Raw genomic sequence first — 23,891 nt, forward strand, 5'->3', positions numbered from 1 at the left:
GGACCAAACGCGACCGCCTCGCGCGTGTTCCACCAGAGGGCAGGAAATCGCGGATACGCGCGTTCCTGCGATATATGTTATACGCGACCAAGAAACCCTTCGTTGACAAGTTAATGCGTAGAAAACAGAACCAGCTGAGTTAACCGGAGACCGCTTGATACGCGCCTCTTTTTCAACCCGTTTGCACAAGCATTGAAACCCGAGATGGCCAGAAGCGCGACCGATCTGATTGATGAATGCCTGGCTGCGGTCATGCGAAACGAACGGCGCCAGAAGAGATCGCCCCGCTGAGATGACCCTACTATTCCTCAAATCGATCCTTGCGCCGCATCGCGGCCGGTTGATGTTGCTGATGGCGATCCTGCTGTTGGAATCCGTGATCACACTGAGCATCCCCTGGGTTGGCGGCCGCCTGGGCGGCTATTTCTTCGGTGAAGGGCAGCAAATGGGCCCGGTCCTTCTCACGGTGGCAATCCTTGGCCTGCTGGCGGCAGGATCCGTTTTGCGAATGGTCTCGAACTGGCTGAGCGGGCGTACGTCAGAAACGATTCTCGCGGAACTGCGCAGCCAGGTTTTCGCTCAGCTTCAGGCGCTTCCGATCCTCTGGCACCAAGGGGAAAAGCGCGGCAGCGCCATCGCGCTGATCTCCTGGGACCTGGTCCGGCTCAGCGATTTTGCCACCGTCACGCTGGTCCAGTTGCTCCCGCTTCTGGTGACCGCTGGTGGTGCCTGCGTGATGATGCTGGCTATCGATCCGACGCTTGCCCTGCTGGTTCCGGTACTGGTGCCCGCATTCTTCATCCTTCAGAAGCTCATCGGCCGGCGGCTGCGTGGATTGGGAACCCGGATCCAGAAACAAAATGCCGAGGTCGTCGCCGGCACCGAAGAAATGCTGGACCTGCTTCCGGTCATCAAGTCCTTCCACGCCGAGAGAATCGAGCAGGCCCGTTTCGATGCCGAGGTCTCCAAGCTGAAGGATCTCACCCTAAAGGAAACGCGCCTCTACGCCTTTATCGACCCGGCCATCCAGTTCGTGGTCTCGGCCGCCACCGTTGTTCTGCTCGTGCTGGCCGGGCAGAGCCTGCGCACGGGGCAGCTATCGGCCTCGGAGGCGGTCAGCTTCCTGATGTATGTCGCGCTGCTGGTCCGGCCGGTGTCGCAACTCGCCTCCGTCTATGGCCGGGTGCAAACCGCACGCGGGACGCTTGAACGGCTGCAAGATGTCATGCGGGAGACGCCGGAGAACCTCGAGTATTCCGCAGAGGCGCTGCAGACCGCCGGCGAGATTGCTTTCGACCATGTCGCTTTTTCCTATCCCGGGCGGACCCCGGCCCTCAGGAAACTGACTTTCCGGATCGGCGCCGGCGAGATCGTTGCGCTGACAGGCGCGAACGGGGCCGGCAAATCCACCGCCGTCGGCCTGTTGCTCGGTCTTTATCAGCCCGATAGCGGGCGCATAATCCTCGATGGCCGGGACATTGCCGATATGGAACTCGGGGCACTGCGGCGGGCGATCGGCTATGTCCCGCAGAGCCGATACCTGCGCAATGCGACCGTGCGGGAAAACATCGCCTTCGGCATGCCGGACGCCCCGATGGAGGCGATTGTCAAAGCCGCTCGGATCGCCCAGGCGCATGATTTCGTGTCCGCCCTGCCCGAGGGCTACGAGACCATCGTCGGCGACAAGGGGGTCAAGCTCTCGGGCGGGCAGCAACAGCGAATCTCGCTCGCACGCGCCTTGCTCAAGAACCCTCCGATCCTGATCCTGGACGAGGCGACCTCCATGTACGATCTCGAGGGCGAAGCGGAATTTGTTGCCGAATGCCGCGCGGCGCTGGCCGGGCGCACAGTTATCCTGATCACCCACCGGCCGGCCAGCCTTGAGATTGCCGATCGAATTCTAGTGTTGGAGAATGGCACCATTCGGAGCGATGCAGTGCTAAAAGGAATGCAAACTTGAGTGGTATAGCCGCCTGCCTGCGACTGGACGGAAGCACCGCGCAAAGAGACGACCTCACGGAAGTTCTGAACGAAATGCGCCGTCGTGGTCCGGAAGGCGAAGGGCGCCTGACGGATGGTCCCGTGGCGCTCGGGCACCGCTTGCTCGCGACGACCCCGGAAGCGGTAAACGAACCGATGCCGCTGCGTGATACTCAGACTGGCTGCTGTATCACCGCCGATGCGCGCCTCGACAACCGAGAGGAGCTTTTTACCGCCTTTGGCCTGAACGGCAGCGAGCGGCAAATCGGCGACGGCGAGCTGATTCTGCGCGCCTGGGAAAAATGGGGCGAGGACTGCCCCTGCCACCTGCTGGGCGACTTCGCCTTCCTGATCTGGGACCCACGCCGTCAGCAACTCTTCGGCGCCCGCGATCACATGGGCGTGAGGCAACTCATCTATGCCCACCGGCCCGGCAAGCGGCTCGTCTGCGCGACGAGTGCCAACGCGGTGGTTACGGCACCTTGTATCGAGAGCAGGCTTAACGAGCTGCGCATTGCCGAAGCGCTGGTGGGTTTTGAGCATAGCAGCCTTAGCTCGACATTCTTCGAGGACGTGTTTCGCCTTCCACCCGGCCATACTCTTTCTGCCAGCGGGCAGCGTTTCTCTATTTGCGAGTTTTGGCGAATGGAACCCGTGGAGCAGCTTCGTCTGGATTCGAATGAGGCCTATGCCGAAGCTTTCATGGAAGTCTTCCGGACAGCGACCCGGGCAAGGCTTCGCAAGGCGGGCGGAATTGGCTCGATGATGAGCGGCGGCATCGATTCCGGGGAGACGACGGCTATCGCCGCCCATCAACTGGCCCAGTCGGGCGAGGGTCCCTTGTGTCTGAGGTGACGACCGCGGGCTCCATAGGCGACGCAGAGAACAAGCCCGGACAAGGGTCGTCGAGTAAGAGAGCCTGATTCCAGAGCAGAGCAAATGATATCAAGAACCGGGGCGGTTTTGGTCGATACAATGGACACGTACTGGCCCGGTTTGCTATCCTTAGTCATATGCACCTCCGTAAGTCATAAGATGTTGCCAAGGTGCTGGTATAAGGTTGGCTAAACTGAGCTTGGAACGGGAAGTCCCCCAACGCTATGGTTGGACCTTTCTGGGTGTTTTCCGCCCCGGCGAACGCGTCGAAACCGAAGGTACCTACTCGGATTTTCCATTTGACGGGCTTTGTAACGCGGCCGCCGATTTCGTAGCGCGGGAATTCTGGATCATCTCCGACGCGGACGTACCGGTCGACACGCGTGGTCACTTTGTCTGCGACTTACTCCTCCCCAACCTTCTTTCCCGCGATGGCCACCTTGTTCTTCATTGCGGCATGGTTGCGTTTGAAAACGCCGCGATAGGCTTTCTCGGCCCCTCGGGCGCGGGGAAGTCCACAATGACGGCGGCTTTTGTCCGTCATGGTGCAGAATTGCTGAGCGATGACGCGATCATGATCGACCCCGAAGCGGACCCGCTCGGCGCGCGTCCGCTTTATTCCGGTATGCGGATGTTTTCGGGTTCCATCTCCGCGATACTGCCGGACGTGCCTCTGGGTGAGAACATGGCGCATTACTCCTCAAAGCAGCGGCTTAAAGTTGATGGCAGCACGGAGATGGCCCACCCGCGTGCCTGTTCCTTTTGGAGAACGACCCCGAGACAAGAGAAGTCGAGGTAAGCGCCATGAGCCCGGCCGATGCCTGCATGACCCTACTCCAAAACAGCTTCGCGCTCGATCCGACCAATCACAAGGAAGCCGCCCGCCGATTCGAGTTGGCCTCGGACATGGCCAGGCGCGTACCCGTATTCTCTCTTCGCTATCCCAGACGCTACGATGCCTTGCCCGAAGTGATCGACAAAATCCAGTCGGTGGCGAAGCTGTAAGGCTTCGGGTCTGCTTGGCTCTGGCGCCCCGGATCGTTCGAGCAGATAGTGGGCTTCCGAGACTCTAACGAACTGCCTTCCGAAAGGACAACGATACCTGTTCAACTCGACATGAACGCCACCTACGCGACCACCGATGGCGTGCTGGAAAGCAAACTGGGCGATGAAACCGTTCTGCTGGACATGGAGAGCGGCCAGTATTTCGGCTTGGACCCGGTGGGCAGCTTTGTCTGGCATGGTTTGAAGGATGGGAAGGCGCCGGCCGAGATTATCGCCCGGCTTTCCGAGGAATTCACGGATGTTCCGGACTCAGCACGGGCGGATGTCGTGACTTTCCTTCGGGAACTGGCCGAGAAGAAGCTCATTTCGCCCAATGCCTAGCCTTGCCACCCTGTTTCGACGTCTTGGCAAGGCGCGGCAGCTCGACCGTGCGGAGTTGCAGGATCTCTACCGGGCCAGCAACGAGCTGTGGCGTGCGCGAAAGCAAGTTGCCAGCGCCTCGGTCCCTGAGATCCTGGCGTGCTGCCCCGTCGATCCCGCGAAGCAGGCACAGCACACGGATCGCTCCGCGGAGGAGACTGTCGAGCGGGTGTCCATCGCGATCCAGCGCGCGGCCAACGTGGTTCCGTGGCGTTCCGATTGCCTTATTCAGGCAGAGGCGGCGCGGCATTGGCTGGCAGCGGAAGGAATCGAGACCCGGATCGAACTGGGCTCCCACCGGACCGATGCGGAGGGATTCCTCGCCCATGCCTGGCTGATCTGGCGGGACCGGATCGTGACCGGAGGCGATATCTCGCGGTTTTCGCCTTTCGAGTGAACCAGCAGGTTCGCGGGTGCGTGGATAGGCCGGGCACGTCGCTGACATGAGCCATCCACCGGCAAACCAATCAATTCCCAAGAATCCTCCAATCAATGTATACGATAAAGTATTTGACGCCGCATCTGTCCGGTGAGATGGTCAAACCGGGCGGTGACCGCAACCAAAGCAGAGACTCGTTCTCCCTTCACGAAGCACGTGGCGCCGAAGATCCACGAAGTGGGAGACCTTCAACCCGGTACTCCCGTCGCAAGCCATGGAGGTAATGCGTGACCACCCGTCTGACGATTGCCCTCATAAAGGGAGATGGCATCGGAATCGAAGTGGCCGATTCCGCGGTTCGAATCGTCAATGCTTCGCTTTCCGCCGTGGGAGCGTCGCTGCCGATCTATGACGAAATACAGGCTGGGGCGGCCTATTTCCGACAGACCGGTGCCGATATCGAGCCGGACGGCGAAGCGCGGGCGGGCGAGGCGGATGCGATATTCCTTGGCGCGGTTGGCCTGCCATCGGTCCGACATGCCGATGGCACCGAGATCTCTCCGCATCTGAGGCTACGGGACAGGTACGGTCTCTATGCGGGCATACGTCCCGTGAAGGCTTATCCGAATATACCCCGGCGATTGGCGGATCCGCGCGCCGCCGGGATCGACATGGTTATCCTGCGGGAATCCACGGAAGGGCTTTTCTATTCGGCCGCGGTGCACGGGCGTTCCAAAATCGTCGGCGATGAGGCGGTCTATGACACACTGCGAATCTCCCGTGCGGTCAGTGAGAAACTTCACCGCTTCGCCTTCCGGCTGGCACGCAAGCGGAAAGCCCGTGGCCGCCCGGGGAAGCTGACCTGCGTGGACAAGGCCAATGTCTTCGCCTCACTCGCCTTTTTCCGAAGGATCTTCGACGAGATCCGGCCGGAATTTCCCGATATCGAGATCGCCCATGCCTATGTTGACGCGCAGGCGCTGGATCTTGTCCGCAAGCCGTGGGACGTCGATGTGCTGGTGACCGAGAACATGTTCGGCGACATCCTGTCCGATCTGGCCGGTGGGCTGGTCGGCGGGATGGGCATGGCCGCCTGTGGCGAGATCGGCGACGAGATCGGGCTGTTCCAGCCGGCCCATGGCAGCGCGCCGGACATCATGGGGCGGGACAAGGCGAACCCGCTCGCAGCCATTCTCAGCGGGGCCTTGATGCTGGATTATCTCGGCGAGAAGCTGGCTCTTCCAGAATACAGCGCGGCAGCGGCCCTGATAGAAACGGCCGTGGCGCGTGGATTTCTGGCAAACCGCCTGCGGCCAGTGGAGTTCGGTGGGGATATGGGAACCAAGGCCGTCACCTGCGAGCTGCTGGCGCTAATCGAGGCGTTATCGCCGCATATCCGGGCCGGGCGCGGCGAAGGCGCCGATACCGTCGCCTCCTGACTTGCGGTAGACTTGACGGATCTGGACAGTCGGAGCGGCGCCATGCCCGAGAACTTGGAAAGACTTCAGGCCATCGTCACGGACCCAACGCTGAGCCCCGCCCAAAAGGCGCGGTTCCTGTCGCTGGAGGCCGAGAACATGCTGCCTTATCCCGAAACCGACGCGGAAACCGCGCAGGCGCTGGCCGATGGCATCCTCTGCGATCTGGCCGAGGGACATGCACCCTACAAGCCGCGCTACGTTCTGCCGGATCTTTCCGTTCTGCTCACGAAGGGGAGCGAATATCTCGAACTCGACGCGCCCGAGACGCTGGACGAGGCGATCAACTGCCTGATGATTGCCTTTCACCATGTGCCCTCCGTCACGGCCATGCCGGTTTTCATCGGTCATATCGACCAGCTGTTGCTGCCCTATTGCGACGGGGTGGGCGAGACCGAGTTGATCGGCAAGATCCGCCTTCTCTGGCGTTATATCGACCGAGTTCTGCCGGATGCCTTCCTGCATGCGAATATCGGCCCGCAGGACAACCGCGTTGCCCGCGCGGTGCTTCAGGTCGACCGGGAATTGCAGCAGGTCGCGCCGAACCTGACGCTTCTCTACGATCCCGAACTGACCGGAGAGGACCTCCTGCGCCTTGCGACCGACAATATCGTCGCCTGCTCCAAGCCCCATATCGCCAACCACCCGCTTCACGCGGCTGCCTTCGACGAACGCGGCTACGGGATTGTCAGTTGCTACAATGCCCTACCGGCCGCCGGCGGCGCGGGCACGCTTGTGCGGCTGAACCTGCACGAGGTCGCCCGGCGGGCGCGCGGCATTGACGATTTCCTGAAACGCGCGCTGCCGCATTTCATGGACCTGCAATTCCGCCTGATCCAGGCGCGCATGGATTACCTTTTCGAACAGTCCGGCTTCTTCGAGAACTTCATCGTCCGCGAAGGCTGGATCGACCGGGATCGGTTCACGGCCATGTTCGGGGTCTATGGCATGGCGGAGGCAGTCGATCACCTCATGGGCCTCGACAACAGCACGGCACGCTATGGCCAGGACGCGGAGGCGAATGCGCTTGGCTATCGCATCTCCGAGGCGATGGCCGCGCGGGTCGAGGCGACGCCGGTGCGGCACGCATGGCGCGCACGCGCGCTGCTGCATGCACAAGCCGGGATCAGTACGGATCTGGACGCGACGCCGGGTGTACGGATTTCTTATGGAAACGAGCCCGATCCCGTCAGCCATGTGAAGGCGCTTGCGCCGCATCACGCCTTCTACCCGGCGGGGATCAGCGAGATCCTGACCATCGACGAGAGCGTCAAGGCCAATCCGCAAGCGCTTTACCGGCTGTGCAAGGGGGCGCTGTCCAGCGGGTTCCGGGAGTTCACGGCCAATGTGGCGGGCAATGATCTCGTCCGGGTGACCGGCTACATGATCCGGCTGTCGGATGTGGAGAAATACCGTCGGGAGGAAGGCTCCCGGATCAATACCACCGGGCTCGGAGCCGAGGCGGCTAAACTGACAGGGATCCTCAACCGCAAGCCACGCGTGATTGCTCATGAATACGCCCAAGGCTACGGTCAGTAAGCTCCTCTCCTTTTCCTGCGTGGATGGGCCGGGGAGCCGCATGGTGCTGTTCCTGCAAGGGTGCAATTTCTCCTGCGCGACCTGCCACAACCCGCACACGATGGCTTTGTGCAACGATTGCGGAGACTGCGTGGCGGCCTGTCATGCCGGGTCCTTGTCGCTCGTGAATGGGCATATCCATTTCGATCCCGCCGCTTGCGACCAATGCGATGAGTGTCTCCGGGTGTGCCCGATCCATGCCAACCCGATGGTTCAGCATATGGACCTGCCGGAAGTCCTCGAAAGGCTGCGCCGGGACAGCGTCTTTCTCGATGGCATCACGGTTTCGGGCGGCGAGGCGACCGTGCAGTTGAAATTCGTGACCGCCCTTTTCAAGGCGATCAAACAGGACCAGTCTCTTGCGCAGTTGACCTGCTTGATCGACAGCAATGGCCATCTTGGCCCGGCCGGCTGGAAGCAAGTACTGCCATGGACCGATGGCGTGATGCTCGACATCAAGGCGATGGACCCCGAGACGCATATGCGCCTGACTGGCCGGAACAACGGCAAGGTTCTGGAGAGCGCGCGCTACCTGCATGAGGCAGGGCGCCTTGAGGAATTGCGTCTCCTCGTCATTCCCGGCCTCACCGACAGCGTGGCGGAAATCTCAGCGCTCGCAACCTTCATCAAGACCTTGGATCCGGCAACACCGCTGCGCCTGAACGCGTTCCAACATCACGGTGTCGCCGGTCCTGCACGGGACTGGCCGGCCGCCGATCGCGCCTGTGTGGAACGAGTCGCCGCGATGCTAGAAGGTGCCGGTTTGTCGGCCATCACCAAGCCGGCCGTCTATCTCTAGCCGAAAATCCGGCTGATCTTGCGGCAGGGTGCCCGAAACAGGCAAAAGCGCGTCACTCTGTGGCGGTTTGGGTATCGTTGCGAACTTGCCAGCATTCGCATCTGCGATAAACTTCCCATACGGGGGAAAATCGCCCCCAAAAATACCAGGACCGCCCTTAATCCGATACTTACCCACATTCGTGATCGCGTTGATCCTTCTGTTCGTTGCCGTTCTCGCAGACCGTCAACACGGCAGGGTTTTGTTGCAGGACAGCAGGGATACGGTGGAAAGATCGGTCGAAACCACCCGGTCGCGTTTCGAGCGGCGTCTCGACAGAGATATCCATGCACTCCACGATTTGGCCGTAAAACTGAGCACGGCGAAGGATTTGCGGCAACCCGAATTCAAGGCCCTCGTCAAGGACGCCTTTGACCAGCGACCCGAAGCGATCCTGTGGGAGTTTTCACCCGATTTCGTTACCACTCTCGTCTATCCTCTGGAGGGAAATCGCGCGCGTATCGGCCGCAACATTCTGAGCACGCCCGATCCTGTCGACGGCGCCCACCGTCTGAGATCGCAGATCAGCGCCTTCATATATGGTCCAGAAAAGCTCGACGACGGCACAAACGTTCTGGGGTTGCGGCACCCGTTGGTGAAACGTGATGAAAATCCCGGATCCCTGTTCGGGACGATCTCCACATTACTGGATGTCGACGAGTTGTTTCGGCTGAGCGGCATTCCGGACCCGGCCGGCGAGATCGAGTACCTCGTCCTGCAGGAGAACGGCACGGAGGGGTCACAAAGAGTCCTCCAGGGTGCGATGCATGTCATGGAAGACAAGGCCGTAATGTCGGGGATTTCGCTCCCTTCCGGGTACTGGACCATCCTCGCGCGACCCTTCGACGGGTGGCGCCCAGACCGGGAGGCACAGCTTTCCTATCGGCTCCTTCTGCTGGCGCTTGGCGCGATCATTCTCGTGCCCGCGGTCTTCGCTAACCGTTTTGCCATTTCCCGCAAGGAGTCGATCCTGGCATTGGAAGCCACCAAGACCCAGCTCTCCGGCGTACTCCAAAACATGCCGGGCGTCATCTTTTCCTATCGGATGCCGCCCGGCCATGTGCGCCCGGGACCGGCAGACGATGTTCATTTTTTCAACCAGGAAAGTTGCAAGGAAATCTGGGGGATCGACGCCGCCATACTCGAAAGCGATATCGTGAAGCTATGGAGCCTCGTCAGCGACGAAACCGCTCTGGAACGGTTTCAGGACGAGATCGCGGAGTCTGCGACTGATTTGCGGGAATGGCATTTTATCTGGGCGACCCGCATGCCAGACGGCACCGAAAAATGGCTCGAAGGTCGCGGGCACCCGACGAAACTGCCAGACGGAGCGACGCGCTGGTACAGCCTGATAATCGATATAACGGACGAGACCGAACGCAAGGCCGAGTTGGAGCGGCAGAAGGAACTGGCTTATCTCGCGCAGAAGAACGACAGCCTTGGCAAGCTGACCGGCGGTGTCGCACATGATTTCAACAACCTTCTGGCCATTATCATGGGCAACCAGGAACTTCTCAGCGACGCGCTGAAAACCGGTCCCGGGGCACGTCCGGATCTGCTCGAATTCGTCGAGAACAGCTTGCAGGCGACCGAACGGGGCGCGAGCCTGACCCGCAAGATGCTCGCCTTCGCCCGACGTGCGCGCCTTGAACCCGCGGTTCTGAACCTCAATCAGGTCGTTCGGGAAACCGCCGCATGGGCCGGGCGCACGATGCCGGAGTCCATAACGGTAAAGACCGATTTCGACGACGCGCTGCCAAAGGTGAAACTGGACAGGGGATCGGCCGAGAACGCCCTGATCAACCTCATGGTCAACGCACGGGACGCGATGCCGGAAGGCGGAACGCTCACGATGAGCACCTCGAGCGTCACGTTGCAGGAGGGCGATCCGGTTTGCGAGTGCAAGGGGCTGGAGCCGGGAACCTATGTCCGCCTGGTGGTAGAAGACACGGGCGGCGGCATTTCGCCCGAGATCATGCCGCGAATTTACGAGCCGTTTTTCTCCACGAAACCGCTCGCCTCTGGCTCCGGACTCGGCCTGTCGATGGTGCAGGGATTCATGGAGCAGTCCGGTGGTGCGGTTCAGGTTACCTCGGAACCCGATAATGGCACCCGCTTCGAGCTATTTTTCCGCGCCTTGAAGGCCGGCACGATATCCAACCGGGTCGAACAGGCCCCAGCCACGACCGTGGCGAACAGAAAGCTGCGGATCCTGCTCGTGGAAGACGAGCGCGAAGTCCGCAAGGTCCTGTCCTCGATCCTGTCCTCGGCGGGCTATGCGTTGATCGAAGCGAAGACGGGTGACGAAGCTTTTGAGCTGTTCAAGCAATCGCCCGATATCGACCTGCTGCTCACCGACATCGTGATGCCGGGGCGATTGCAGGGCACAGAACTGGCGGCCGCGGTCCGTGGCATGGTTCCGAACCTGCCGGTTCTCTTCCTGTCCGGATACGACGTCACGTCCGGCAAGACGGATTATGGTTTTCCGGAACACGATGCCTGGCTGACCAAGCCAGTCAGCCGCAACGCACTGATCGATGCGGTGGAACGCTCGCTCGGGCAGGGTGTCGATGGGCCGCCGAAGAAACGGGAAGCTTGACGGGATCATGCCACGGCGGCTTAGCCGAAGGAGGCGCGCCTTCTGTCCGGAATCGATATCCCCGCCGACGGCTTGTCGGACCTGATCTTGGCCGCGCGGGTAGAAAACAAATCGATGAACGAGCCGATTCACGACTGGATCGAAGAAAATCCGCAGGTCATTGATGGCTGTTGGCGAGCGCGGAGTTTCTGTAGGGGCCCGGTTTGCCCTCATCAAGGACGGCTTCAACGATCTGGGTGCGTAAAAAAGGACGGAAATTGTTATCCGAGACCATGACCGCACGGATCCGTGCCGCATCGTCCCGCCAGATGGCGATGCCTTCAAGGTTGCCATGCCGTCCCGGCAGAGATTGGTAGAGCATCTCGCCGTCCAGGATCTCCTCGGCCTGCGAAATGTCGAAGCGGCGGATACTGCTGCGAAAGCCGAACCCGACGAACTCCCGTTCCAGAAGGTAAAGCCAGCCATCGGGGCCGAAATCGGCGCCGACAGCGTTCCAGCCGGTTTTGCGCGACAGCGAATAGGGCTGTTGCCACGACTGTCCGTCATAAGTGTAAACCGGATAGGTAGATTTTGACTTCGGTTTCTCGGGAATGGTCAGGATCGTTCCATCGGGCAGGCTGGCCAGTGCTTCGAGGCTGCCATTCGGATTCATGCGATTGAAAGCGTCGCTCCTCACAAGCTGCTCCGGCAACGGCGTATCGGGGTCGTGGCGCCAAACACGGCTGAAACCCTCATAGGACACGAGGAAAGTTCCATCGCTTTCGAGCGAGACCCCCTCTGCATCTTCGACGAAAGGGTAGATCCACGGACCCAAATCGCTCTTCAGCCACTCGGGCTCCCCTGCTTCCACGGCCACCAAACGCCCGTTTTCCCGGACTAGGCGGCCACGAGTAAAGGCACCGGCGTCGCTGATGGCCAGGAAACCCACGCCGTCCGGAAACAGGTCCAACGCCGACCATCCACCGAAATGCTCGCTCTCCATTTTCCAGGATATGGCCGTGACATTCCCGGGAAGGATCTCGCGTACAGCAAGACCCGCAGCAAGGAACAGACACGCCAGCGCGATCAGCGCGACGATAATACGGCGCCACATTGCCCGGGAAGATCCTCCATGGTGAAATCACGCGCACTTTTTTTCTTGGGCGCGGGCTTTGAGGGTTTCGCGGGCTTGGTGGCTTTCGGCGGGTTCAGATAGTCGGTCACCCACCATTGCAGGGTGGAATCGCAGCCGTCCTTGCCTTTGGAAAGTTCATTTACGGTCGGCTTCTGGGTCACGCACCCCTTGGATCCCTTGGGGCATTTCAGCCGAACGTGGAAATGGTAATTGTGGCCATAGATTGGACGGATCTTCTGCAGCCATTTCCGGTCCTTCCGGCTGGCTGTTTTGCAGAATTCGATCTTGACCGGCGGGGTAACGAAAATCCGGTCCACGCGTGGGTCGAGCGCCGCCTTTTTCAGGATCGCGGCATGCGCGGCGGTCCAGTTTCCGTTCACCGATTTCTGGTTCTCTGCCCTCACGTTGATCGAGCTGATCTTTTCCCGGTCCCGCCGGCTCAGCCGAAGACTCGATACTGGTTTCATCCAGATATCGACATCCAACCCGATCTGGTGCGAGGCATGGCCCGAGGTCATCGGCCCGCCACGCGGCTGCGAGATGTCGCCGATATAGAGCCCCTTCCAGCCGACCGTCGTCGCATAGGCCGACAGGTCCTTGATGAAATCGATCATCACCGGCTGCCCCCAGTTGCGGTTGCGCGACAGGCGCATCGCCTGCCAGGTCGGCCCGCTTTCGGGGAGTTCTACGTTGCCGGCCGCGCAACCCTGGGAATAGAAGCCGATCGGCTGGGATTTCTGCCGAGATGCCGTATCCTTGGCGCCGAAAAGCTGGTTTGCCTTCGGCTCGGCATTCGTTGCGGCGGCCGGCAAGATCAAAAGGGCAATCAGTCCCGCGACGCGGGCAAGTCGGAAAGTGGACATGCTGCTCTCTCCCCATTGGGTTTCACCCAGACTAGCAGCACCAACCCCATTCCAAAAAGGATTATCAGCGGCATTATTCCCAATTGCTGGCTCCGGGTGATGTCGGTGACCAAACCGATGGCAAGTGGTGCCAGGAACGCCGTCGCCTTGCCCGCCAGCGCATAAAGGCCGAAAGCCTGCGTCATTCGTTCGGGGTCGCCCTGGCGGCACAACATCGTCCGGCTGGCCGATTGCAAGGCGCCGCCCGCCGCGCCGATACTTGCGCCCATGGCGTAGAAGACGAGGTCCGGCAGGTTCGATTCCGCCCCGACCGCCATACCGAAGACGTGCTCGCGACTGACGAAGATGACGGCAATGCAGATCGCGGTGAGGATCAGGACGCAGAAGATGATCACCGGTTTCGGGCCGAAGCGGTTATCCGCCATCCCCCCGAGCCAGGCGAAAAGCGCGGCCGCAATTACCGAGATGATGCCGAAGATCCCGGTATCGATCACGCCCCAGCCGAGGACGCCGGCCGCATAGAGCCCGCCGAAGATATAGAGCCCGTTAAGTGCATCGCGATAGAGCATCGAGGACGCCAGAAAGGCAAAAAGCGACGGTGCCTGCGGCAGCTTTTTCAGAGTCGAGCGCAACTCGGGCCAGGCATCTTTCGCCGCCTGCCGCAACGGTTCGCTGACATGGTTGGGCGGGTCCTTTACCCAGAGAAAGAACGGGACCATGAACAGAATGTACCACAGCGCCGTAAACGGGCCGACAAATCGGGTCCCTTCCCGCGCGGCGGCGTCGAGGCCGAACGCGGGGGCGAGGCCAAGAAGCGTCGTGCCCTCCGCGCTCTCGGCGAAAAAGAACAGCATCAGCACAAGAGCGATCAGCCCGCCGAGATAGCCAAAGGCCCAGCCGGAGCCGGAAATGCCGCCAATCTCGTCGGCATCTCCGAGGTCTGGCAGCAGCGAATTGGTGAAGATCGTCGCGAATTCCATGCCGACCAGGCCGATGGCGAAAAGGCCCAGGACCAGCAGAAGGCTGAAACCCGCCGGGTCCGCGAACCAGAGCCCGGCCGAGCCGACGACATATAGCAGTGAAAACGCCGCGACCCAGCCGATCCGGTGCCCGCCCTTGTCGGCCATCGCGCCCAGGAAGGGCGCCAGGATCGCGATCAGCGCACCTGCCAGCCCGATTGTATAGCCCCAGGCGGCCTGCGCGGTCGCCCCGTCCGAAAGCAGCTCCTTGATATACGGGCCGAAAATGAAGGTGATCAGCAGAGTATTATATGGCTGGCTCGCCCAATCGAAAAAGAACCAGCCCCAGATGCGCTTCCGGTGCGAAATGCCTGTCATGCCTGTGCTCGTCCCGTGTCGTTCTCCACGCATTTCGCATGAAGCCGACACAACGGGCAAGCTGCCCGAGCGGGCACCTAGTATGCGATGAGGACGGGGGCTTGTGGGGGCGCCTTGACGGGGCCGATATCCTCGCCAAAGGCTGCGGCCAGCGAGATTATCGCCGCTTCATGCTGTTCCGGGGCAACCATCGGTCCGAAACGGACACCGGCGGAAAAGAGCCCCGCCATCAATGTCACGGTGGCAGCGGTTGTGCGAAGGGCTGGCATGATCTGCATGGCGACCTCGGTTTGGTGGGCTTGGGACCGTTGTCCCATTCCGCCACGTCATGAATTGGGCGGGCTTGAGGCAAATGCCCGGCCCTCGCGCCAATGTCGCCACGTGATCGCCATATTTCGCGCCGTGTGGTGCAGCAGGCCGTCAGTCGTAGAAAGGTGTCATCTGGGCGACGATAACCGCGTTCTCGTCCAGCGCGCGCTGCATCAGAACGCGTTCCTCGTCGGGCACTTCGTGACCTTCGGCCAAGCGCTCTTCCAGTGTGCCGTAACCCGTGACGTCCAGCGGGGCCAGCTCTGCCTGCTTGAGAATCGCCACTGTTTCCCGCACGGCCTCGGCCTCGTCCACGCCGGAGGCGTAGCACATCAGCGCTGCCCCCGTGGAATCGTCGGGCAGCCCGTCGCCCTCGTGACGACCGACCTCGACAAGCAGGGTATATGCCTGTTGCGGCTTGCGGGGCTTCTTTTGCTTATTCTCGCTCATGACATGGCCATAGGCGGTTCCGGCATTCTTGCCAACCCGGGAACGATGGGTGTCAACCGGTCCGGCTGCCGTTTCTGCCGCTGGCGAAACTGTCGTCGAGGACAGGCATCATCGGCAGTTTTTCCATCCGCTTCGGGCTGGTGGCGCGCACGGGCATCGGCTCCCAGTCGGGGAAGGCTTCGTAGAGATACCGCAGCCCGGCCAGGATCGGACGGGCCGAGGGAGTATCGGTGGACAGCCAATCCGCCGCCATTTCCGGCCACAGGGTCACCGAGAACCAGCCCTCGGAATCCCCGTTTTCGATTGCTTCCCGGAGCAGGAGCGCCGTGGCGAAGTCATGCGCCTCGTGCTTCCGGTCCGACGCCATTGCCAGCAGAGGTGCGAAAAGCGGGCTGTCCCCGGTCAGGCTGCCGCTCCGCTCGCCCTTCAGAAGCCCGTTCAGTTCGGGCAGCAGCAGGAGCGCCATTTGCGCGCCAACGGCCTCCGAAACGTTCGCCTGCAACAGTGCCTGCCCATGATTGGCGTATTCCAGCAGGGCGCCCTGTACCTTTTCCCGGCTTTCGCTCAGATGGCAGGTCTCGTGGCGCGGACCGGTGATCGTCACGCGTCCCGCGCCGGCGCCTGTCAGAAAAGCCTGGAAAATGGCCGCCCTGTCGCGTTGGGGCAAGGCGCTGTAATCATCTTGGAAGCTCTCCCAGAAATCCCCCATCTCGCCTTGGTAAAGCCCATGTTGAAGGCGATCGGCGAGCAGGATTGCCGTGGCGGCGGAGAAGGCGGCCGTGTCGGCCTCGGGCTGAGAGGCGGCAAGTTGCAGCGCATCGATCAACGCACGATCCCGCTCTGTTTCGAGCCGGCATCCCTGATGCAGGACAATGCGGGTCAGCGTCTGGCTATCGCCACCGCGCTCCTGATCCGAAGGCGGGATTCTGGCGGCAATGCCGCGAATAGCCGATTGCGGTTGCCGCCCGGCGGCGACGCGCAGGTCCATTATGGCCTGCAAGACTCGGAAACCGAGCGGGGGAGGATCGGGTACCAACATGGTTGTAAACAATGCCTGGCAAATTCGCCGGAATGTTGGCGTTTAATTTATTGAAAATGTTCATTTTTGGGCCAGCGCCACAATTCGAACACCTTCCGGGTCCGGCTACGCCCGGAAAGATAGAATTGGCCGGATTTTAGTCACAGGCATTAAAAAAGGCCCACCGGATGGCGGGCCTTAGATCACGTGGGTCTGCCTCGGACGAATCAGTCGCGCAGCAGCTCGTTGATGCCGGTCTTGGAGCGCGTCTGTGCGTCCACCCGCTTCACGATCACCGCGCAGTACAGGTTGATGCCGTTCTTGGAGGGCATGGAACCGGAGACGACCACCGAATAGGGCGGCACTTCGCCATACGTGACTTCGCCGGTCTCGCGGTCGACGATCTTGGTCGACTTGCCGATGAAGACGCCCATGCCGAGCACGGAGCCTTCGCGCACGATGCAACCCTCGACGACCTCCGAGCGCGCGCCGATGAAGCAGTTATCCTCGATGATGGTCGGACCGGCCTGCATTGGTTCCAGCACACCGCCAATGCCGACGCCGCCGGAGACGTGCACGTTCTTGCCGATCTGGGCGCAGGAGCCGACGGTGGCCCAGGTATCGACCATCGTGCCCGCGTCGACATAGGCGCCGAGATTGACGAAAGACGGCATCAGCACCACGCCGGGCGCGACATAGGCCGATTTGCGCACGATGCAGTTGGGAACGGCGCGGAAACCGGCTTTCTTCCACTCCGCATCGCCCCAGCCCTTGAACTTGCTGTCGACCTTGTCCCACCAATGACCACCCTGCGGGCCGCCATCGTGTTGTTCCATGTCCTTGACACGGAATCCGAGCAGAACGGCCTTCTTGGCCCATTGGTTCACGTGCCAGTCGCCATTCTCCAGCTTCTCGGCCACGCGCAGCTTGCCGCTGTCGAGCGCGGCGAGCGTATCCTCGATGGCTTCCAGCGTCTCGCCGCCGGTATGCGGGTTGATTGTGTCGCGGATCTCCCAGGCGGCCTCGATGGCCTGTTCCAGCTGGGCGTTGGTCTGAGCACTCGACATGTGACGGTCCTGTTGGTTCGAATTCGTTCCGCCCGCTCTACACGGACGGGCTTGATCAGGCAACGCCAAGCGGGTCAGGCTCGACATTGGCGCCGCACAGCACCAGCGCGACCCGCTCGCCCGGCTCGGGCTGGTAGGCACCCGAACGCAGCGCGGCCAGCGCGGTGGCGCCGGCCGGCTCGACCAGCAGGCGCAGCTTCTGCCAGAGCAGCTTCTGCGCCTCCAAGATCGCCGCGTCGCTCACCACGGCCGTTTCCACGAGCTGTTCGACGGCAAGCTGATGGCAGATCTTGCCGATCTTACGCGCGCCGAGCGCGTTGGCGGCCACGCCGGAAACCTCGATCTCGGCTTCGACTCCCTCACGCATCGCCGTCGTCAGCGTTGCGCACCCTTCCGGCTCGACAGCAACAACCTTGCGTTCTTCCTCGAACCAGGCCATCGCGCCGGCAATCAGCCCGCCGCCGCCGACCGCGACAAGGATCGTATCGGCTTCAAGCCCCTGTCCTTCCCACTCGCGGAACAGCGTTCCCTGCCCTTCCACGGTCTCGGGAGAATCGTAGGCGTGGACCTGAAGCGCGCCGGTATCGGCCTCCCAGGCGCGGGCCGCTTCCAACGCTTCGGCATAAGAGCCCGGCACGACGACGAGGTCCGCGCCGTATTGTTCGATCAGGGAAATCTTGGCTCGACCAGCCAGTTCCGGCACGAAAATGCGGGCCTTCATGCCCAGCTTCGCCGCCGCATAGGCCACGGCCGCGCCATGATTGCCGCCCGAGGCCGCAACGACACCAGCTTCCGGGATCTTGTTCGACAGCAGCGTGTTGAACGCACCGCGCGGCTTGAACGCTCCGGTATGCTGCATCTGCTCGAGCTTGATCTCCACGAGCTTCTCGTTCCAAAGCGCGCGGGTTTCCATCAGCGGCGTTCGGCGCAACAGCCCGGCGGTGCGATCCGCTGCTGCATCGATCCGCTCTTTCCAGTCGTTCATTTGGCTTTCCTCCAGCGCCGGCACGGTCTAGCGTTTGTTGAACACACAAAACACAGTAAAGCGCGCGATGAAAGACGATCCCACCAAACGCTCCTTCCGCGACGCCCAGGAAGACATTAAAACATCCTCCGGCGTGCCCGATACCGAGCAGACACGCTCCCCGGCTTATCGTCTCGCCTATGACGATCTGGATTTCATCCTGCGCGACCAGCTCCGACCGGTGCGGCTGCAGCTGGAATTGCTGAAACCCGAGATAATGATGAAGGAGCAGGAGGTGGAATCCACCATCGTGCTCTTTGGCGGGGCCCGTATACGGCCCCCGGAGGAAGCCGACAAGGCGCTGACGCCCGAGATGGCTGCGATGAGCCGGTTCTATGTCGAGGCGCGCAAGTTCGCCCGCATCATGACGGAACGCAGCATCGCGCGTTCGGGGGGCCGGGAAGACATCATCATCACCGGGGGCGGACCGGGCGTGATGGAAGCGGGCAACCGCGGCGCCGCCGATGCGGGCGGCAAATCCATCGGGCTCAATATCGTGCTGCCGCATGAACAGGCGCCGAACGCCTATATCACGCCAGAACTCAGCTTCAATTTCCACTATTTCGGCGTCCGCAAGATGCATTTCCTGATGCGCGCCTCGGCCATCGCGATTTTCCCCGGCGGCTTCGGCACGATGGACGAGTTGTTCGAAGCGCTGACTCTGGTGCAAACCGGACGGATGCGGCAGGTACCGATCCTGCTCTTCGGACGAGATTTTTGGGAAAAGGTTATCAATTTCAAGGCCCTTGCCGAGGTCGGCACGATCAGCCCGGAAGATCTCGAGCTCTTCCGCGTCGTGGAAACCGCAGAGGAGGCGGTTGCTGCGATCGACAGCTGGGAAGGTGTCGGAATCAAGCGGGGAGAAGTTCCAGGGAGGTAGGCATGCCCGACAGGGAGCATTGGAACGCGCTTTACGGCAGTCGGGAGGAGACTGCACTAACGTGGTTCGAGGAGGAAGCGGCCCTGTCACGCCAGCTCGTTGCGCGATACGCGACACCTGGCCAGCCAATCGTCGATGTCGGGGGAGGCGCTTCGCGGCTCGTGGACGGCCTGCTCAAAGACGGCTTCGGACCGCTGACGGTGCTAGATCTGTCGGATACCGCGCTTTCGCTCGCCAAGGCGCGCCTTGGTGCCAGGGCGACCGAAATCGACTGGATCGAAGGCGATGTTCTGGATTGGGCGCCCGAGCGCACTTACAGCGTCTGGCATGACCGGGCCGTTCTGCATTTCCTGACCGAACCGGAGCGGCGCGACGCCTATTTCAACGTGATGGCCAATGCACTCCAGCCCGGCGGCCACGCGATCCTCGCGACCTTCGATCTCGACGGTCCCGAGAAATGCGCCGGCCTTCCGGTGGCACGCTATTCACCCGACAGTTTGCGGGATGCACTGGCGGTCATTCTGCCGGACGCATTCGAGCCCGTCACGTCGCAGCGTCATCTTCATGAAACTCCTCTTGGGAAAAAGCAGGAATTTCAGGTATCTGTATTTAGACGCCTGTCGCCATCCGGTTTGTGAAGTTTCTGATCCAGTTGCTGGGTTTCCGGATGATCGAGGAGGCGCCAGTTGATCCTGATCGAGGCAAATCACATGACCAATCGCATTCTCTGGTTTCTCATGGCGCTTATCGCCATTGCCGGCGGCGTCTTCGCGCTGGCCAATCCCATCGCCGCTTCCGTCGCCGCGACGGTTATCGCGGGCTGGATGTTCCTTTTGATCGGGATCGTTCAGGTGGTGGCCGGTTTCCGCGCCGAGGGAACGGGCGCCAAGATATGGAACATCCTTCTCGGCCTGCTTGCCGTCGTGCTGGGCATCATGATCCTGGGCGAGCCGCTCAAGAGCATGGTCGCGCTGACCACGGTCGTTGCAGCGATGTTCGTTGCCACCGGCATTTCCAAGATCATCCTGTCCTTCTCGCTGCAGGACCGCGGATTTTTCTGGATGGTGCTGATCTCGGGCATTGCCTCGCTCGTACTCGGGCTGATGATCTTCGCCAATTTCCCGGCCTCTGCCGTCAGCTCGCTCGGCATCCTGCTCGGCATCAACCTGATCTTCGACGGCACCTCGGCCCTTGCCATGGCATTCACCTCCGACGCGAAGGGCGCGGGGGAGGCCTGATCGGCGTCAAATGAAAAACGCCGCCGGGCTATCGAGCCGGGTGGCGTCTGGTATTCCTGAAAAGCGGCGCGGCTGGCCTCAGCTCTCCAGCCCGGCCTCGGCCGCGATCTGCGCCCGGCTCTTGCGGGCGCGCTCGGTCGCCGATTTGAGCTGGCCGCAAGCCGCCATGATATCCTCGCCGCGCGGAGTGCGGATTGGGCTGGCGTAACCGGCCTTGTAGATGATGTCGGCAAAGCTCTCGATCCGCTCCCAGTCCGAGCGCTCATAGGGCGCGCCGGGCCATTCGTTGAACGGGATTAGGTTGATCTTGGCAGGGATGCCGGCGATCAGCTTCACCAGTCGCCTCGCATCCGCGTTGCTGTCATTGATGCCCTTGAGCATCACGTATTCAAAGGTGATCCGCTCCGAATTGCTCAGGCGCGGATACTCGCGCAGCGTGTTCAGAAGCGTCTCGATGTTCCATTTCTTGTTGATCGGCACCAGCGTGTCGCGCACCTCGTCGGTGGTCGCGTGGAAGCTGATCGCCAGCAGGCAACCGATCTCCCCGGCCGTCCGCGCGATCTCTGGCACGACGCCGGAGGTGGAAAGCGTGATCCGCTTGCGGCTCAGGCTGATCCCTTCGTCATCCTTCACGATGTTCATCGCGTCGCGAACCGCTTCGAAATTGTAGAGCGGCTCGCCCATCCCCATCAGCACGACATTGGAAACCAGCCGCGACTCATCCTTGGGTGCGCGGCCCGGTTCCGGCCATTCACCGAGGTCATCGCGCGCCAACATCACCTGCCCCACGATCTCGCCCGCGGTCAGGTTGCGCACCAGCTTCTGCGTGCCGGTATGGCAGAAGGAACATGTGAGCGTGCAGCCGACCTGGCTCGAAATGCAGAGCGTGCCGCGCCCTTCCTCGGGGATGTAGACAGTCTCGACCTCGTGCCCTCCGGCAATGCGCAGAAGGTATTTCCGCGTGCCATCCTCGGAGACCTGCTTGGAGACGATCTCCGGTAGCTCGATGACGAAAGCCTCGGCCAGTTCCGCGCGATAGACCTTGCTGAGATTGGTCATCTCGTCGAAGTTGCGCACGCCCTTCTGGTAGATCCACTGCCAGAGCTGATCGACCCGCATCTTCGCCTTCTTCTCCGGCGTACCATGCGCAATCAGCGTGTCTCTGAGCTGCGTACGAGTCAGGCCGACAAGGTTGATCCTGTCGGTTTCGGGCAGCTTGCGGGCAATGGTCACGACATCCTGCGTGATCGGGGCGCTGGCGGTCATAGGCTGATCCTTCGGGGTTGAGGCCCCGATATACAGATTGTCGCAGGCATTTCCAAGTCCCGTGGCGGAAACCTCCCGAAGCGGCCGCGCCTTATTGGGCGCAGCGCTGCTCGGCCTCGTCCATCGCGGCGGTGAAGCCCATGAGCGAGAACGTATCCTCGGTCTTGGTGCCGCGGCTGGACCGGGCGGAGAACTTGGCCTCGGCGCCACGTTTCAGTGCGGTGACCAGCTTTGAATCATCCTCGGGGGAGGCCGGCCAGGCCCATTCACCCTCGGTGAAAAGCTCGAAAGAACTGTCGCCCACCTCTACCGTCACGGTCGAGCCGCTGGCGAAGGGATAGCCGCCGGTAAAGGAGACCTCGCCGGCCGCGCCGTTACCCGGACGGAAGGTGACGAACAGAAGAATCTTGCCGCGTTGAACCGAAACCGTGCGCCCGTCGCGGGTATTCACCGTTTCCTTGGGCGCGGAAACGCCCCAGCACTCGGTCGGGTCGTCTTCAACAAAGACGCTCCAATCCGTCTTGGCGGCAACACGATTGTCGGATTCCTGGGCGGCAACCTGAACGCCCATAACGGCAAACGCGCCAACCATCATGCCAGCAATGATCCGGGAAAACATCTCTACTACAGCCTCCAGCTGCCTCTGCCTCGTTTCGTACCGCATTGGGTCCTTATAGATGGACCATCCTTGAAGCGGCTGGGATTTCAACCCGCTGCTGCGCATGGTAACGCAGATGTGCCGGTTGGGTGAACCCCTCCCGGCGGAAATTCGCCAGAAAGGATTGCACAATGGCCTCAGTCGAGATGGTCGAAATCCGGCGTGGGGAATTCCGAGAGTCGGTTCACCGGGGACACGCCGTTATCTGCGACGCCTCGGGGGCGATCGTCGAAGCCTGGGGAGAGCCGGAAAAGGTGATCCTTCCGCGCTCCTCGTCCAAGATGATCCAGGCGCTGCCGCTGGTCGAATCCGGCGCCGCCGACAGGTTTGGCCTCGACACCGAACGATTGGCGCTGGCCTGTGCCAGTCATAACGGCGCGGCGATCCATACCGAGCGGGTGTCGCGCTGGCTGTCCGATCTTGGGCTGGGCGATGACGACCTGCGCTGCGGCCCGCAAATGCCGGACGACCGGCAGGCCCGCAAGGCGCTGATCTGTTCGGACAGCGCGCCCTGCCAGATGCACAATAATTGCTCCGGCAAGCATAGCGGTTTCCTGACCCTGTCGAAGCATCTGGGTGGCGGGCCGGAATATATCGACCCGCTCCACCCGGTGCAGAAAGCCTTGAAGGCCACCTGGGAGGAGGTCACGCAGGAGCCGGTCACGGGCTACGCCATCGACGGCTGCTCGGCGCCGAATTTCGCCAGCACACTGCATGGCATGGCGCGGGCAATGGCCTCTTTCGCTGCCGCGCGCGAGGGCCAGGGCACGCGCCAGGACGCGCAGTTCCGGCTGGTTCAGGCGATGATGAAACACCCCGACCTGGTGGCGGGCGAAGGCCGCGCCTGCACCAACATCATGCGCGCGCTCGGTGGCGCAGGCGTGATCAAGACAGGCGCAGAGGCCTATTTCACCGCGATCCTGCCCGGCAAGGGGCTGGGCGTGGCGCTGAAGATCGAGGATGGAAGCACGCGCGCCTCAAACAGCGCGATCGCGGCGATCCTGGTTCGGCTGGGCGTGCTCGATCCGGAGCATCCGGCGGCTCTCAAGCACATGTGCCCCCGTATCCTAAACCGCCGCGGAGTGGACGCCGGCCAGTTACGGCCGGTGCCCGGCGCGTTTGACGCCTGAAGCGACAAGTTCCCGGATCAGCCCATGTCCAGGGCTTCGGCAACCTCGACGGAGCCGGAGCCGTCCTTCACCATCGGGCAACCCTTGGCGTAATTGACCGCTTTGATCATGTCCGGCGCCTGGATCAACGTGTAGCCCGAGATCGGGTTGGCGCCGCCGGTTTGCTCGACCGACCCCTTTTTCACCGTCCAGGACTGTCCGACCGGGTTGCCGCCATCGACAACAGCCGCCCCCATTTCGGCGAACCATGCCTCCCAGGCCGCCATTGCCTGGGCACCTTCCTCTTCCGTCTCGGGCTTCTTGCCGCCGTGGTATGCAAATACGAATTTGGGCATCGGTGTCCTCCCTGTTGGAAACCCGCTTTGAAAATCCTGGAAGCAGCCC

At 61.7% G+C, this 23,891-nt stretch carries 25 protein-coding genes; 14 read left to right on the forward strand and 11 right to left on the reverse strand.

Features of this window, described 5'->3' with window-relative positions; translation table 11 throughout:
- The first annotated feature begins 292 nt into the window (after nucleotides 1-292).
- From BLR85_RS06760 to BLR85_RS06805, 10 genes are all read left to right on the forward strand, one after another.
- Entirely contained in the window at nucleotides 293-1,960 is a 1,668-nt protein-coding gene (locus BLR85_RS06760) for an ABC transporter ATP-binding protein (RefSeq protein WP_170844470.1), read from the forward strand.
- Nucleotides 1,961-2,034: 74 nt separating this feature from the next.
- Nucleotides 2,035-2,835: an asparagine synthase-related protein gene (locus BLR85_RS06765; protein ID WP_093152179.1), complete on the forward strand. Its 801-nt coding sequence runs from the start codon at nucleotides 2,035-2,037 to the stop codon at nucleotides 2,833-2,835.
- A 220-nt stretch (nucleotides 2,836-3,055) separates the two neighbouring features.
- Nucleotides 3,056-3,655 carry a phosphoenolpyruvate carboxykinase (ATP) gene (locus BLR85_RS06770; protein ID WP_093152184.1) on the forward strand — a complete coding sequence of 200 codons (600 nt, stop codon included), beginning with the start codon at nucleotides 3,056-3,058 and terminating at the stop codon, nucleotides 3,653-3,655.
- 26 nt (nucleotides 3,656-3,681) lie between these two features.
- Nucleotides 3,682-3,861, forward strand: coding sequence for a hypothetical protein (locus BLR85_RS06775; RefSeq protein ID WP_139188319.1), 180 nt, complete (start codon nucleotides 3,682-3,684; stop codon nucleotides 3,859-3,861).
- Between the two features lie 111 nt (nucleotides 3,862-3,972).
- Nucleotides 3,973-4,242, forward strand: coding sequence for a PqqD family protein (locus BLR85_RS06780; protein WP_093152193.1), 270 nt, complete (start codon nucleotides 3,973-3,975; stop codon nucleotides 4,240-4,242).
- On the forward strand, nucleotides 4,235-4,678 hold the full coding sequence (locus BLR85_RS06785; protein ID WP_093152196.1) for a lasso peptide biosynthesis B2 protein: 444 nt from the start codon (nucleotides 4,235-4,237) through the stop codon (nucleotides 4,676-4,678). Before BLR85_RS06780 ends, BLR85_RS06785 begins: the two co-directional genes overlap by 8 nt.
- Before the next feature lie 269 nt (nucleotides 4,679-4,947).
- Complete coding sequence (locus tag BLR85_RS06790; RefSeq protein ID WP_212635028.1) at nucleotides 4,948-6,099, forward strand: isocitrate/isopropylmalate dehydrogenase family protein; 1,152 nt, start codon at nucleotides 4,948-4,950, stop codon at nucleotides 6,097-6,099.
- A gap of 42 nt (nucleotides 6,100-6,141) precedes the next feature.
- On the forward strand, nucleotides 6,142-7,677 hold the full coding sequence (locus BLR85_RS06795; protein WP_093152199.1) for a YjjI family glycine radical enzyme: 1,536 nt from the start codon (nucleotides 6,142-6,144) through the stop codon (nucleotides 7,675-7,677).
- Nucleotides 7,649-8,515, forward strand: coding sequence for a YjjW family glycine radical enzyme activase (locus BLR85_RS06800; protein ID WP_093152202.1), 867 nt, complete (start codon nucleotides 7,649-7,651; stop codon nucleotides 8,513-8,515). Before BLR85_RS06795 ends, BLR85_RS06800 begins: the two co-directional genes overlap by 29 nt.
- A gap of 265 nt (nucleotides 8,516-8,780) precedes the next feature.
- On the forward strand, nucleotides 8,781-11,153 hold the full coding sequence (locus BLR85_RS06805) for an ATP-binding protein (protein ID WP_139188320.1): 2,373 nt from the start codon (nucleotides 8,781-8,783) through the stop codon (nucleotides 11,151-11,153).
- A gap of 157 nt (nucleotides 11,154-11,310) precedes the next feature.
- Here BLR85_RS06805 and BLR85_RS06810 read toward each other — a convergent pair whose 3' ends face one another.
- The 8 genes from BLR85_RS06810 to BLR85_RS06845 form a co-directional block, all read right to left on the reverse strand.
- Nucleotides 11,311-12,246, reverse strand: coding sequence for an esterase-like activity of phytase family protein (locus BLR85_RS06810; protein ID WP_093152210.1), 936 nt, complete (start codon nucleotides 12,244-12,246; stop codon nucleotides 11,311-11,313).
- Nucleotides 12,219-13,130: a penicillin-insensitive murein endopeptidase gene (gene mepA / locus BLR85_RS06815; RefSeq protein WP_093152213.1), complete on the reverse strand. Its 912-nt coding sequence runs from the start codon at nucleotides 13,128-13,130 to the stop codon at nucleotides 12,219-12,221. Before mepA ends, BLR85_RS06810 begins: the two co-directional genes overlap by 28 nt.
- Nucleotides 13,094-14,467, reverse strand: coding sequence for an MFS transporter (locus BLR85_RS06820; protein ID WP_093152217.1), 1,374 nt, complete (start codon nucleotides 14,465-14,467; stop codon nucleotides 13,094-13,096). The genes mepA and BLR85_RS06820 overlap by 37 nt, the downstream gene beginning before the upstream one ends.
- A gap of 77 nt (nucleotides 14,468-14,544) precedes the next feature.
- Nucleotides 14,545-14,745, reverse strand: a complete 201-nt coding sequence (locus tag BLR85_RS06825) for a hypothetical protein (RefSeq protein ID WP_093152220.1) — start codon at nucleotides 14,743-14,745, stop codon at nucleotides 14,545-14,547.
- 142 nt (nucleotides 14,746-14,887) lie between these two features.
- The gene (locus BLR85_RS06830; RefSeq protein ID WP_093152225.1) at nucleotides 14,888-15,226 is read right to left on the reverse strand and encodes a hypothetical protein; all 339 of its coding nucleotides are present in this window, start codon (nucleotides 15,224-15,226) and stop codon (nucleotides 14,888-14,890) included.
- A 52-nt stretch (nucleotides 15,227-15,278) separates the two neighbouring features.
- The gene (locus BLR85_RS06835) at nucleotides 15,279-16,214 is read right to left on the reverse strand and encodes a hypothetical protein (RefSeq protein ID WP_093152229.1); all 936 of its coding nucleotides are present in this window, start codon (nucleotides 16,212-16,214) and stop codon (nucleotides 15,279-15,281) included.
- A gap of 257 nt (nucleotides 16,215-16,471) precedes the next feature.
- Complete coding sequence (dapD, locus tag BLR85_RS06840; RefSeq protein WP_093152234.1) at nucleotides 16,472-17,311, reverse strand: 2,3,4,5-tetrahydropyridine-2,6-dicarboxylate N-succinyltransferase; 840 nt, start codon at nucleotides 17,309-17,311, stop codon at nucleotides 16,472-16,474.
- A 55-nt stretch (nucleotides 17,312-17,366) separates the two neighbouring features.
- A complete protein-coding gene (locus BLR85_RS06845; RefSeq protein WP_093152239.1) occupies nucleotides 17,367-18,296 on the reverse strand; it encodes a threonine/serine dehydratase in 930 nt (309 codons plus the stop codon).
- Between the two features lie 67 nt (nucleotides 18,297-18,363).
- Between BLR85_RS06845 and BLR85_RS06850 the strand changes: the two genes are divergently transcribed.
- Genes BLR85_RS06850 through BLR85_RS06860 form a run of 3 tightly spaced genes read left to right on the forward strand, consistent with a single transcriptional unit; the run spans nucleotide 18,364 to nucleotide 20,453 of the window.
- Nucleotides 18,364-19,215, forward strand: coding sequence for an LOG family protein (locus BLR85_RS06850; RefSeq protein WP_093152242.1), 852 nt, complete (start codon nucleotides 18,364-18,366; stop codon nucleotides 19,213-19,215).
- A gap of 2 nt (nucleotides 19,216-19,217) precedes the next feature.
- Nucleotides 19,218-19,853 carry a class I SAM-dependent methyltransferase gene (locus BLR85_RS06855; RefSeq protein WP_093152247.1) on the forward strand — a complete coding sequence of 212 codons (636 nt, stop codon included), beginning with the start codon at nucleotides 19,218-19,220 and terminating at the stop codon, nucleotides 19,851-19,853.
- Between the two features lie 48 nt (nucleotides 19,854-19,901).
- A complete protein-coding gene (locus BLR85_RS06860; RefSeq protein ID WP_093152250.1) occupies nucleotides 19,902-20,453 on the forward strand; it encodes an HdeD family acid-resistance protein in 552 nt (183 codons plus the stop codon).
- A gap of 78 nt (nucleotides 20,454-20,531) precedes the next feature.
- Here the strand turns inward: BLR85_RS06860 and rlmN are convergent, their stop codons facing one another.
- Together rlmN and BLR85_RS06870 are read right to left on the reverse strand one after the other, a co-directional pair.
- Complete coding sequence (gene rlmN, locus BLR85_RS06865; RefSeq protein ID WP_093152254.1) at nucleotides 20,532-21,719, reverse strand: dual-specificity RNA methyltransferase RlmN; 1,188 nt, start codon at nucleotides 21,717-21,719, stop codon at nucleotides 20,532-20,534.
- A gap of 91 nt (nucleotides 21,720-21,810) precedes the next feature.
- Nucleotides 21,811-22,338, reverse strand: coding sequence for an invasion associated locus B family protein (locus tag BLR85_RS06870; RefSeq protein WP_093152259.1), 528 nt, complete (start codon nucleotides 22,336-22,338; stop codon nucleotides 21,811-21,813).
- A gap of 170 nt (nucleotides 22,339-22,508) precedes the next feature.
- Here BLR85_RS06870 and BLR85_RS06875 point away from each other — a divergent pair, with 170 nt between their 5' ends.
- Nucleotides 22,509-23,507: an asparaginase gene (locus BLR85_RS06875; protein WP_244520632.1), complete on the forward strand. Its 999-nt coding sequence runs from the start codon at nucleotides 22,509-22,511 to the stop codon at nucleotides 23,505-23,507.
- 17 nt (nucleotides 23,508-23,524) lie between these two features.
- On the opposite strand, the gene BLR85_RS06880 is transcribed toward BLR85_RS06875, so the two are convergent.
- The gene (locus tag BLR85_RS06880; RefSeq protein ID WP_093152262.1) at nucleotides 23,525-23,842 is read right to left on the reverse strand and encodes a YciI family protein; all 318 of its coding nucleotides are present in this window, start codon (nucleotides 23,840-23,842) and stop codon (nucleotides 23,525-23,527) included.
- Nucleotides 23,843-23,891 lie beyond the last annotated feature (49 nt).

The sequence above is a fragment of the Aliiruegeria lutimaris genome (assembly GCF_900099935.1).
Lineage (GTDB): Bacteria > Pseudomonadota > Alphaproteobacteria > Rhodobacterales > Rhodobacteraceae > Tropicimonas > Tropicimonas lutimaris.

What these genes read in the sequence shown, in the direction of transcription:
- BLR85_RS06760 (WP_170844470.1), top strand. Translation starts at nt 293, where the DNA reads ATGACCCTACTATTCCTCAAATCGATCCTTGCGCCGCATCGCGGCCGG.
- BLR85_RS06765 (WP_093152179.1), top strand. Translation starts at nt 2,035, where the DNA reads ATGCGCCGTCGTGGTCCGGAAGGCGAAGGGCGCCTGACGGATGGTCCC.
- BLR85_RS06775 (WP_139188319.1), top strand. Translation starts at nt 3,682, where the DNA reads ATGACCCTACTCCAAAACAGCTTCGCGCTCGATCCGACCAATCACAAG.
- BLR85_RS06780 (WP_093152193.1), top strand. Translation starts at nt 3,973, where the DNA reads ATGAACGCCACCTACGCGACCACCGATGGCGTGCTGGAAAGCAAACTG.
- BLR85_RS06785 (WP_093152196.1), top strand. Translation starts at nt 4,235, where the DNA reads ATGCCTAGCCTTGCCACCCTGTTTCGACGTCTTGGCAAGGCGCGGCAG.
- BLR85_RS06795 (WP_093152199.1), top strand. Translation starts at nt 6,142, where the DNA reads ATGCCCGAGAACTTGGAAAGACTTCAGGCCATCGTCACGGACCCAACG.
- BLR85_RS06800 (WP_093152202.1), top strand. Translation starts at nt 7,649, where the DNA reads ATGAATACGCCCAAGGCTACGGTCAGTAAGCTCCTCTCCTTTTCCTGC.
- BLR85_RS06810 (WP_093152210.1), bottom strand. Translation starts at nt 12,246, where the DNA reads ATGTGGCGCCGTATTATCGTCGCGCTGATCGCGCTGGCGTGTCTGTTC.
- mepA (WP_093152213.1), bottom strand. Translation starts at nt 13,130, where the DNA reads ATGTCCACTTTCCGACTTGCCCGCGTCGCGGGACTGATTGCCCTTTTG.
- BLR85_RS06820 (WP_093152217.1), bottom strand. Translation starts at nt 14,467, where the DNA reads ATGACAGGCATTTCGCACCGGAAGCGCATCTGGGGCTGGTTCTTTTTC.
- BLR85_RS06825 (WP_093152220.1), bottom strand. Translation starts at nt 14,745, where the DNA reads ATGCAGATCATGCCAGCCCTTCGCACAACCGCTGCCACCGTGACATTG.
- BLR85_RS06830 (WP_093152225.1), bottom strand. Translation starts at nt 15,226, where the DNA reads ATGAGCGAGAATAAGCAAAAGAAGCCCCGCAAGCCGCAACAGGCATAT.
- BLR85_RS06835 (WP_093152229.1), bottom strand. Translation starts at nt 16,214, where the DNA reads ATGGACCTGCGCGTCGCCGCCGGGCGGCAACCGCAATCGGCTATTCGC.
- dapD (WP_093152234.1), bottom strand. Translation starts at nt 17,311, where the DNA reads ATGTCGAGTGCTCAGACCAACGCCCAGCTGGAACAGGCCATCGAGGCC.
- BLR85_RS06845 (WP_093152239.1), bottom strand. Translation starts at nt 18,296, where the DNA reads ATGAACGACTGGAAAGAGCGGATCGATGCAGCAGCGGATCGCACCGCC.
- BLR85_RS06850 (WP_093152242.1), top strand. Translation starts at nt 18,364, where the DNA reads ATGAAAGACGATCCCACCAAACGCTCCTTCCGCGACGCCCAGGAAGAC.
- BLR85_RS06855 (WP_093152247.1), top strand. Translation starts at nt 19,218, where the DNA reads ATGCCCGACAGGGAGCATTGGAACGCGCTTTACGGCAGTCGGGAGGAG.
- rlmN (WP_093152254.1), bottom strand. Translation starts at nt 21,719, where the DNA reads ATGACCGCCAGCGCCCCGATCACGCAGGATGTCGTGACCATTGCCCGC.
- BLR85_RS06870 (WP_093152259.1), bottom strand. Translation starts at nt 22,338, where the DNA reads ATGTTTTCCCGGATCATTGCTGGCATGATGGTTGGCGCGTTTGCCGTT.
- BLR85_RS06875 (WP_244520632.1), top strand. Translation starts at nt 22,509, where the DNA reads ATGGCCTCAGTCGAGATGGTCGAAATCCGGCGTGGGGAATTCCGAGAG.
- BLR85_RS06880 (WP_093152262.1), bottom strand. Translation starts at nt 23,842, where the DNA reads ATGCCCAAATTCGTATTTGCATACCACGGCGGCAAGAAGCCCGAGACG.